The 9,564-nt window shown below is 66.1% G+C and carries 9 protein-coding genes and 2 pseudogenes; 1 reads left to right on the top strand and 10 read right to left on the bottom strand.

The annotated features are described in order from the left end of the window. Positions 1-313: 313 nt before the first annotated feature. The 3 genes and pseudogenes from AC1D2E_RS24560 to AC1D2E_RS24550 all read right to left on the bottom strand — a co-directional run. A pseudogene (locus AC1D2E_RS24560) lies at positions 314-451 on the bottom strand (IS701 family transposase); the annotation flags it as partial. Between the two features lie 139 nt (positions 452-590). Then, positions 591-1,889 (bottom strand): cysteine--tRNA ligase, encoded by a 1,299-nt coding sequence (locus tag AC1D2E_RS24555; protein ID WP_478199815.1) that lies wholly within the window; start codon positions 1,887-1,889, stop codon positions 591-593. A 168-nt stretch (positions 1,890-2,057) separates the two neighbouring features. Further along, positions 2,058-3,202, bottom strand: a protein-coding gene (locus AC1D2E_RS24550; RefSeq protein ID WP_478199814.1) for an IS3 family transposase whose coding sequence is annotated in 2 segments (ribosomal slippage) — positions 2,058-2,923 and positions 2,923-3,202 — 1,146 coding nt in all. Because the reading frame shifts where the segments join, the coding sequence is not laid out codon by codon here. Positions 3,203-3,571: 369 nt separating this feature from the next. Between AC1D2E_RS24550 and AC1D2E_RS24545 the strand changes: the two are divergent. After that, positions 3,572-4,227, top strand: a pseudogene (locus AC1D2E_RS24545) (IS3 family transposase); the annotation flags it as partial. Positions 4,228-4,374: 147 nt separating this feature from the next. Here the strand turns inward: AC1D2E_RS24545 and AC1D2E_RS24540 are convergent. The 7 genes from AC1D2E_RS24540 to AC1D2E_RS24510 all read right to left on the bottom strand — a co-directional run bounded on the left by AC1D2E_RS24540 (position 4,375) and on the right by AC1D2E_RS24510 (position 9,475). Continuing rightward, the gene (locus tag AC1D2E_RS24540) at positions 4,375-4,458 is read right to left on the bottom strand and encodes a hypothetical protein (protein WP_478199819.1); all 84 of its coding nucleotides are present in this window, start codon (positions 4,456-4,458) and stop codon (positions 4,375-4,377) included. A 61-nt stretch (positions 4,459-4,519) separates the two neighbouring features. Beyond that, positions 4,520-5,494, bottom strand: a complete 975-nt coding sequence (locus tag AC1D2E_RS24535; RefSeq protein ID WP_478199813.1) for an enoyl-CoA hydratase-related protein — start codon at positions 5,492-5,494, stop codon at positions 4,520-4,522. Then, entirely contained in the window at positions 5,491-6,144 is a 654-nt protein-coding gene (locus AC1D2E_RS24530; RefSeq protein WP_478199812.1) for a 3-oxoacid CoA-transferase subunit B, read from the bottom strand. The genes AC1D2E_RS24535 and AC1D2E_RS24530 overlap by 4 nt, the downstream gene beginning before the upstream one ends. Further along, positions 6,141-6,827, bottom strand: a complete 687-nt coding sequence (locus AC1D2E_RS24525) for a 3-oxoacid CoA-transferase subunit A (RefSeq protein ID WP_478199811.1) — start codon at positions 6,825-6,827, stop codon at positions 6,141-6,143. Before AC1D2E_RS24525 ends, AC1D2E_RS24530 begins: the two co-directional genes overlap by 4 nt. A 10-nt stretch (positions 6,828-6,837) precedes the next feature. Beyond that, positions 6,838-8,001: a thiolase gene (locus AC1D2E_RS24520; protein WP_478199818.1), complete on the bottom strand. Its 1,164-nt coding sequence runs from the start codon at positions 7,999-8,001 to the stop codon at positions 6,838-6,840. After that, a complete protein-coding gene (locus tag AC1D2E_RS24515; RefSeq protein ID WP_478199817.1) occupies positions 7,995-8,375 on the bottom strand; it encodes a Zn-ribbon domain-containing OB-fold protein in 381 nt (126 codons plus the stop codon). The genes AC1D2E_RS24520 and AC1D2E_RS24515 overlap by 7 nt, the downstream gene beginning before the upstream one ends. Positions 8,376-8,464: 89 nt before the next feature. After that, on the bottom strand, positions 8,465-9,475 hold the full coding sequence (locus AC1D2E_RS24510; protein ID WP_478199810.1) for a tripartite tricarboxylate transporter substrate binding protein: 1,011 nt from the start codon (positions 9,473-9,475) through the stop codon (positions 8,465-8,467). Between the last annotated feature and the right edge of the window lie 89 nt (positions 9,476-9,564).

Genomic DNA, 9,564 nt, shown 5'->3' with positions numbered 1-9,564 from the left:
CTTCAGGTCCGGGCCGTGGCGACGGCGGGTAGCGGGTTTGGCGATTTCCATGGTGTCCACCTAAGTTGTGAGGTGGACGCATGCTCCCGGCACCCGCGGAACGATTCAAGATGGGGTGACCAGTTGCTTACGGATGGCGTGCGGCCCGGCTGATGCAGAAGTCATAAGCCACGCCCGGCACCGGGTCGAAGGCGCCTCGCGCGTAGGCCTGGTCGGACGACCTCTTTATCGATGAAGTCAACGACGGCGAGAGCGATCTGCTCTAGTCGCTACGAGGTTCGATCGTCAAGAGGGCCTTGGGCGCTCGCTTACCCATGGACTCCACACTCCTACGCGCCAGTGGCAGCATCAAGCCCGTGCAGCAATCACGAAGGCCAGCGTGGCAGTCTGCGTGACCGAGGCCTTCGCTCAGATGCTCACGATACCGGTCAAAGCGCTCGGCTGCATTCAGCGATCCTCCAGCACGAAATCCGGAAGATCGCAATATTTTATTTATGACACAGTAAGACTAGGTGCCGCGACATACAGCAATTCGCAGGACGTCACCTGAAGGGGTAATCCTGAGGATTGTGCTGCGTGGCGGTGGTACTTCAGGCCAGTGCCCAATCCCACTCCAGGGAATCGCCATCCATGACACTGACATGTGCATTAGCCAAGGAAACGCGCAGGGCGTCGGCACGAACGAAGTCCAGTGCCACACGTGCCTCTCGGCGAAGTGCAAGTTGTGTGTGCATCTCCGCTTCCGAAATGCTCGCTTGCGCAGGGCGAAGCCGCAAGTCCGTCCGTTTCAGCGTAGCAAGATTAAGTCCTAAGACGGCATCCAATCCCTCAACAAAGTGCCTTCTTTGGCCTTCGGGCGCGTCGCTGAGAAACAAGCCGTACTCCAGATGAGTCAGAGCCACAGGCGTGTTGAGGTCTTCACAGATCGCTGCATCGAAGGCATCGGCAGCCTGCCTGAGGCGGGGATCGAGCATGTCAGCGGTGACGACACCTTGCAACGGTTCGGCGGCGATGACCAAACGTTTGAGCCGCGTAAGTGCAGCCTTGAGGTTATCCCAACTGAACTCCGGTTCGTTGCGGTAATGAGTCTGTAGGCACATGAGACGGAATGCCATCGGCGAGTAGCCAGCATCTACTAGCACTTGCAGGCGCAGGAATTCACCTTCAGATTTCGACATCTTGGTTGCCGCTGCTCCCCTTCGGTCAATCAAAAAGTTGTTGTGCATCCACAGGCAGGCGCCAGAATGATTGCTGGCGGCATAGGCTTGATTCTGGGCAATCTCGTTGGGGTGATGGATCTCGCGGTGGTCGATACCTCCCGTGTGGATGTCGAACGGTAGGCCCAAGAGTGACGCGGACATGACCGAGCATTCCAAGTGCCAACCGGGTACACCGCAACCCCAGGGTGAGTCCCATTCCATCTGGCGCTTCTCGCCCGGCGGTGTCTTCCGCCAGATTGCGAAGTCAGACGGATGGCGCTTGCCTTCGACTTGGCCGATGCGGCTTTCCCCGGGTACCGAGGTGGCACGCGCAAGAGCCCCATAGTCGGCAACTGTAGTGGTGTCGAAATAGAGCCCGCTATCGAGTTGATAGCAGTGACGGTCGGCGATCTGCTTGGCGAAATCCATCATTTGTGGAACGAACTCACTGGCGATCGGCCAGTTGGTTGGCTGGCGAATGTTCAGTGCACGAATGTCGTTCCAGTATGCGTCGCGATAGTGGCGCGCTATGTCCCAGATCGACTGGAGCTTCTTCGCCGCCATCATTTCGACCTTGTCCTCGCCTGCGTCCGCATCATCGGTAAGGTGACCTACGTCGGTAATGTTGATGACGTGGGTCAGCCGGTAGCCAGCGTATGTGAGGGTTCGTCCCAGCGTGTCTGCGAACACGTAAGCGCGAAGATAGAAGTGGCCCCGCTTGTCTGAACAGCATTCCCCGATTCTTAAGTGGATTGCGGGCGGTTTGCCAACGGTGCAGAGTTGTCCACGGCGGCGGTCGGCGCTCGCGACGAACCGACCGACGCGGTGGGCAACTCGGGGCGCACCAGGGATTTCATCTTACGCAGCCAGCTTCAGGTGCGGCAGGGCGGCGAAGTACGCCTCATCCGGCGTAGAGCGAGCCAAGCTCGAATGAGCGCGATGCGCGTTGTACCAGGCCAAGTACTCGGCGATGTCGGCGCGCGCGGCGCTGACGCTGTCGTAGGCCTTCAGGTACACCCGCTCGTACTTCACGCTTCGCCACAGGCGCTCGACGAACACGTTGTCTCGCCAAGCGCCGCGTCCATCCATCGACAGCCTGCAGCCGGCATCGAGCACGACACGCGTGAACTCCTCGGCGGTGAACTGGCTGCCCTGGTCGGTGTTGACGATCTCGGGCGTGCCGTACTTGGCCAGGGCCCGCTCGATCACTTCCTTGGCGTGGATCGCCTCCAGCGTGATCGCCACACGCTGGGCCAGCACGCGGCGGCTGAACACGTCCACCACGGCAGTGAGGTAGACGAAGCCGCGCGCCATCGGGATGTAGGTCGTGTCCAGCGCCCACACCTGATTGGCCCGCGTGATCGCCAGCTTGCGCAGCAAGTACGGGTAGATCTTGTGGCCCGGTGCGCGCTTGCTCGTTCCCGGTTGCGGCGCAAGCGCCGCGATGCCCATGCGCTGCATCAACGTGCCCACATGCCTGCGGCCAACCTGGATACCCTCGCGATGCAACTGGTCGCGCAGCATGCGCGCTCCCATGAAGGGGTGCTCCAGGTGCAACTCGTCCAGACGGCGCATGAGCGCCAGGTCGGCGTCGCTCACTGGCCGCGGCAGGTAGTACACCGAGCCACGGCTGATGCCCAACAGCAGCGCTTGGCGCGTGACGGACAGTTGCTCGTTCCGGTCGATCATCGCCTTGCGCTCAGCAATCCCGCCTTGGTGAGCGCGCGTTCTAAAAAATCATTCTCCAGCGTCAGCTGCCCGATCTTGGCGTGCAGCGGGTTCAGGTCGACCGGTTCGGCTGGCGCCGCTGCGCCGCCGCCGAAGGCTTCGGCCGCGTGCTCCAGCAACTGCCGCTTCCACTCCGTGATCTGGTTGGGGTGCAGCTCGAACTGCTTGGCCAGCTCGGCCAGAGTCTTGTCTTCACGCAAGGCGGCCACGGCCACCTGGGCCTTGAACGCCGGCGTGTGCGTGCGGCGGGTGCGCCGCGCTGATTTCTTGACCATCGAAACTCCTGTCGCCAGACCGTTCTCGGCCCGGCATCATGCCCGGAGTTCCACCTAAGACGCTGTGCGGATTTGCGGCGCCACTTCTGATTGCCGATGTGCGCGTAGTTGTAGACGGTCGGCCCGCAACTGTAGACACGTGCCTCACCATGGTGGATAGGTGAGAACGCTTCAAGATTGCGGCTCAGGCTGTTGAATAACTTTAGGGCCTTCATGGGGCCGAGCGTATCAGAGGCGCCCTCATTGGCTCTCTTGCAGACCGCCCATGGCCGTAGGCTGTGGCCATTGAACAAAGGCGGATCGGTGTGACCCTGCCCCGATTTCACGTACACCAAGAAGTTGGAAACTTGAGTTGTAAGGAGAATCGAAATGAGAGATTGCAAGCTGCCGAAACGGCAGTACACGGATTAAGCCAGGGTCGAGGCGATCAGACTGGCGGAATCGGTCGGCAGCCATGAGGCGGCAYGCCGGCTGGGCGTGCCGGTGGCGACGGTGGACAACTGGAATCGGCGGCGAGCGGCGACTGGCGTTGCAGCACCTGGGGCAGCCATCGGAGGTGCTGCAGCCGTGCCGACGCGTCGCCCGGTGAGCGAGCTGGAAGCGGAGAAAAACCGACTGCGCCGGGAACTGATTGATGCGAAGTTGGATGTGGAAATCCTTGAAAAAGCGACGGCATACTTTGCCAATGGGTCGCGATGAAGTGCGCCTGGATCGACAACCATCGCAACAAGTACACGGTCAGCCGGCTGCGCCGCGTGCTGTCGGTGTCCCGCACGGGGTACTGCCAGTGGCGCGTGCGAGCGCCAAGCGCTCGAGCCCTCGCAAACAAGACTCTGGATGCCAAGGTCCAGCTCGCGCACCGCAACAGCCGAGGCAGCTATGGTCGACCGCGCATCACGCAGCAGCTTCGCCAGCAAGGCGAGCGCGTCAGCGCCGAGCGGGTGCGCCGAAGCCTCAAGCGCCAAGGGCTACGTCCGGTGTATCGGCGGGCCTGGGCAGTCACCATCGACTCGGGGCATCGCTTGCGCAGGCTCGCCTGGACATCGTGGACTGGATCGAGGGGCTTCTACAACCGCGTGCACATGCACACGGCAATCGGATACCTTGCTCCAGTCGAAAGGGAACTCAGCCTCTTGACTGAGTGACTTGATGTACGTGGAAACGAGGGAGAGTCACACAGCCTCGATCACGAGATCGCATCCGGACAGCGATTCGATGGCCAGCGTCGGCGTGATGCGCGCAAGCCTCTGCGCCATTTCATCGCCCGACAACGCCCCCTTTGGCCTGTCTTTCTCTTCGAACGGAAGCCGTCAGTTGCTAGTTGCGCCCGACCTGCGCCAGGCCGCGATATCGAGCGCCGCCTGATCTCGCGCCGACGCCCATCGTTCCGGCGCCGAGGACGCCCACGCTCGCGATCCCGCGCACCCCCGCAGCGGACGGCGCTCCGTCCAGCTTGGCGGCCTCTCGCTCGGCGAAGAACAGGTGGCGCAGCGCCTTCGACTCGGGCCCGGCCACCAGCACGTCGAAGCGCGCGCGCTCGAAGTCGAGGCCGTCCTCGAAAGGCAGGCGGATCGATGCCTCGATGCATTCGATGGCGCTTCGCTGCGCCAGCGCATTGCGCGCCCTGCCGCTCACCGCGGCCTTCGATGCGGCGAAGTCGACGCCGTCGAAGCCGGCCGGCGGCGCGTGCCCGATCACGCGATGGGTGCCGCCTCGGCCGAGCATGGTGCGCGCCCATGCAACGCCGGCCTCGACGACATCGCCCTCGATCAGCGCATCGGCCAGCCCTGAGGCCACGGCCTGCTCGCCACGCACCGGCTTGCCGAGGCGGACGAAATCGAGCGCCGCGCGGACGCCCAGCAGGCGAGGCAGGCGCTGCGTTCCGCCGCCGCCAGGCACCAGCCCCAGGTTGACTTCGGGCAGGCCGAGCCGGGCGTCGGCGGTGACGACACGATAGTGGCAGCCGAGCGCCAGCTCCAGCCCTCCACCCAAGGCCGCGCCATGAATGGCGGCCACCACCGGCTTGCCGGATTGCTCGATCTTCCGCAGCACCTGCCGCGACATCGGCGGCAACGCCGCCGCCGGCGTGTTGAACTGCCGGATATCGGCACCACCGCAGAACATCCTGCCCGCGCCCGCCAGCACCACCGCCTTCACCGACGGGTCGGCGGCCGCGCGGCTCAGCCCTTCGGCAATGCCCTGACGGACCGAATGGCCGAGGCCGTTGACCGGCGGATTGTCGATCAGGATCACGGCCACGTCGCCGTGCTCGGCGTAGCGAACTTCACTCATGCATCGTCTCCTGGGAATTGCAGCGGCGCGCCGGTGAGCTGCTTCAGCTGCCGCCGCGTCATGCCGGCCACCATGTCGCGGACGCGGAAGCCACCGGGCGTGAGATCGATGACCGCGAGATCGGTGTAGACGCGCTTGACGACGCCCTGCCCGGTCAAGGGCAGCGTGCACCGCTGCACAAGCCGGGGCTCGCCGTCGCGCGTCAGGTGCTCCATCAGCACGTACACCGCCTTGGCGCCGACGGCGAGGTCCATCGCGCCGCCCACCGCGGTGGCGACGCCCGGCTGCCCCAGCGACCAGTTGGCGAGGTCGCCGGTGGCCGACACCTGGTAGCCGCCGAGGATGCAATAGTCGAGATGGCCGCCGCGCATCATCGCGAAGGAGTCCGCGTGGTGGAAATAGCTGCCGCCCTGCACCAGTCCGACCGGACGCTTGGCCGCGTTGGACAGGTCGGCGTCGGGCGCCTCGCCGAGGTCGAGCGCGCGCATCCCGAGGATGCCGTTCTCGCTGTGGACGACGACCTCGTCCTCGGGCCGGAAGTGGTCGAGCACCGTGACCGGCAGGCCGATGCCGAGATTCACATAGGCGCCGGGCGGAATGTCGCGCGCGATGCGGCGTGCCATGGCCGCGCGATCTAGCTTGGCGATCATGCGCAAACACTCCTGTCGTCGCTCGCGACCTGCACGACGCGCTGCACGAAGATCCCGGGCGTCACGATCGCCTCGGGGTCGAGCGATCCGAGCGGCGCCGACCGTTCGACCTGAACGATCGCCACCGCGGCCGCCATGCACATCGGCGGCCCGAAGTTGCGCGCCGCCTTGCGATACACGAGGTTGCCCCAGCGGTCCGCGGCCTGGGCCTTGACCAGCGCGAAGTCGCCGCGCAGGGGCTTCTCCAAGACGTAGCCGACGCCGTCGATCACGCGCGTCTCCTTGCCCTCGGCCAGCTCGGTGGCATAGCCGGTCGGCGTGAGGAAACCGCCGAGCCCGGCACCGGCCGCCCGCAGGCGCTCGGCGAGCGTGCCCTGCGGGACGCACTCGTAGTCGATGCGCCCCTCGGCGAACGCGGTCTCGAAGGCCACGGACTCGGCGCCGCGCGGATAGGACGCCACCAGCTTGCGCACCCGGCCGAGCCGGATTAGCCGCGCCAGCCCGGCATCGTGGCTGCCGCTGTTGTTGCACACCACGGTGAGCTCGCGCGCGCCCTGGGCCAGCAGCGCGTCGAGCAGCTCGACCGGCTGCCCCGCCAGGCCGAAGCCGCTGACCAGCACGGTGGCGCCGTCATGGATGTCGGCCACCGCCTCGGCAGCCGTCGAAATGAACTTGTCGATCATCGGGCAGCCGTCAAAGTGAAGTGGCCAGGATCGCGGTGGCCTGGCTCGACAGCACGCCGCCGTTGCCATGCACCAGTGCCACCTCGGCACCGGCGATCTGGCGCGCATCGGCTTCGCCGCGCAGCTGCGCCACGGCTTCGATGACGAGGAAGATGCTGTACATGCCCGGGTGCGTGCAGGACAGGCCGCCGCCGTTGGTGTTCATCGGGAAGCTGCCGCCCGGCGCGATCCGGCCGCCTTCGACGAAGGCGCCGCCCTCGCCCTTCTTGCAGAAGCCGAGGTCTTCGAGGAAGAGGATCGGATTGATCGTGAACGCGTCGTACAGCTCGACCACGTCGATGTCGGCGGGCGTCAGGCCGGCCTGCGCGAAGGCGCTCCGGCCCGAGTCGACCGCCGGCGTCACGGCGAGGTCTTCCATGCACGAGATCTGCCGGTGCCAGTGCGCGTGCCCGCTGCCCAGCACGTAGACCGGCTTCGCATGCAGCGCGCGGGCGCGCGCCGCCAAAGTCAGGACGAAGGCGCCGGCGCCGTCGGTCACCAGGCAGCAGTCGCGCACGGTTAGCGGGTCGGAGATCATCTTGGCGCCGAGCACGTCCTCGATGGCCAAAGGCCCGCGCGCGAAGGCATCGGGATTGAGCCGCGCCCACTGCCGCGCCGCCACCGCGACTTCGGCGAGTTGGCGCCGCGTCGTGCCGTATTCATGCATGTGGCGGGCCGCGGCCAGCGCATAGCTCGACACCGGATTGAACGGCTTGTAGGGATGCTCGTACGGTTGCGGATCGAGCTCGGCCCGCATCTGGTTGATCTTCGAGCTGCTCGGCGCGCTGCGCGGCGTGCTGCCGTAGCAGACCAGCACGTTCTCGCACTCGCCCGCGGCAATCGCCAGCGCGGCGACCTTGAGGTCGGCGATGAACGAGGAGCCGCCGAACATCGTGCTGTCGGAGAAGCGCGGCCGGATGCCCAGGTACTCGGCCATCCGCATCACCCACCAGGGCGAGGTCAGGCTCGACGTGAGGATGCCGTCGATGTCCTTCATCTCGAGGCCGCTGCGCGCCACGGCCTTGCAGGCGGCTTGCGCGATGATTTCCTGCTCGGTCAATCCACCCGCATGGCCGAGGCCGGCCAGGCCGGTGCCGAGCACCGCGATGGCGCCGCGTCGATCCGCGCTCACGATGCGTCTCCCCGAGGCGCGAAGACCAGCAGCGGGCCGTCGTCCGTCTGGTCGACCTGCGCGCGCACCGCCATACCGATGCGCACCTGCTCGACCGGCGTGCCGACCACCCGGCTCATGAGCCGCGGCCCTTCGTYGAGATCGACGAGGCAGACCGTGTAGTCGCCTTCGGGCCGGCGCACGATGGTCGATGAATAGACCGTGCCCGCGCCCGAAGGGGCAACCMACTCCAGCGCTTCGGACCCGCAGTGCGGACAGCAGATGCGCGGAAAGAAGTGATGGCGCGCGCAGGCCCGGCAACGCGGAATCTCGAAGACGCCCTGCGCCAGCCGGCCGAAGTAGTGCGCGTCGGCGCCGACCGGCGCGGCCAAGGCCAGGGATACCGCGGAACCGGCTTTGCCGGGCCGCTGGTATCGCCCCTCTCGAGGGGGGAGGCGCCGCAGGCGCTTCGGGGGGTGTTCCATCCCTAGTCCTCGGACTTGACGCCGGTCTTCTGCACCAGCTGCCGCCACTTGGCGACTTCGCGCTCGACGTACTTTCGGGTATYGGCCACGCTCAGGCTGCCACCGGGCTCGCTGTACTGCGCCTTGAGGCGCTCCGTCATCTCGGGTGAATTCATGATCCGGTTGGTCGCCTGGTTGAGGCGGGCGACGATCTCGGGCGGCGTGCCGGCCGGCGCGTAGAGCCCGAGCCAGGTGTAGACGTCGAAGTCCTTGAAGCCCGACTCCTTGAGCGTCGGCAGGTCGGGAAACACCTTGCTGCGCTCGGCGCTGGTCACGGCGATCGGCCGCAGCTTGCCCGAGGCGACGAAGGCCGAGACGCTCATCGAATCCTGGAAGGCCATCGGGACCTGGCCCGCGACCGTGTCGCTGGTGGCCGGCGCGGCGCCCTTGTACGGAACGTGCGTCAGCGGCAGGCCCGCCTCGTGGCGCAGCAGCTCGCCCGCCAGGTGGGTCGATCCGCCCGCGCCCGCGGTGGCATACGGGACGCTTGGCTGGGCCTTGGCCCACTTGAGGAACTCCGGCACGCTGTGCACCGGCACGCCAGGATTGACGACCAGCATGTTGGGCGCCTTGGCGAGGATCGCGACCGGCTCGAAATCCTTCAGCGGGTCGTAGCTGATCTTCTTCTGCAGCACGGGGGCGATGACGTAGCCGGTCGCGCCGACCAGCAGCGTGTAGCCGTCGTTCGGCCTGCGCGCCACGTACTCGGTGCCGACCTGTCCGGCGGCCCCGGCCTTGTTCTCGATAATGAAAGGCTGGCTGAATTCCTGCGAGAGTTCCTTGGCGAGGCTCCGGCTCACGATGTCGGTCATGCCGCCTGGCGCGAACGCGACCACCAGGGTCACGGGGCGCTGGGGCCAGGGACCGGTCTGCGCGATGCCGGCGCCGCTGCCGGCGCCACATGCAAGCGCCACTGCGAGGGGCGCGAACGCGGAATGCACGCGCGCCAATGCGCGGCCGATGGTCAGTGCCATGTCGTCTCCATTCTTTTGAGTTGCCGGAAAGGCAGCGGCGAGTCTAGGAACGGGGCGCGGCGGACACCATCCGAATGTTTCGAAGGAAC

Source organism: Variovorax sp. P1_H2, assembly GCF_056405295.1.
The sequence above is the reverse complement of the archived record's forward strand: the minus strand, read 5'-3'. Positions and strand labels throughout refer to the sequence as shown.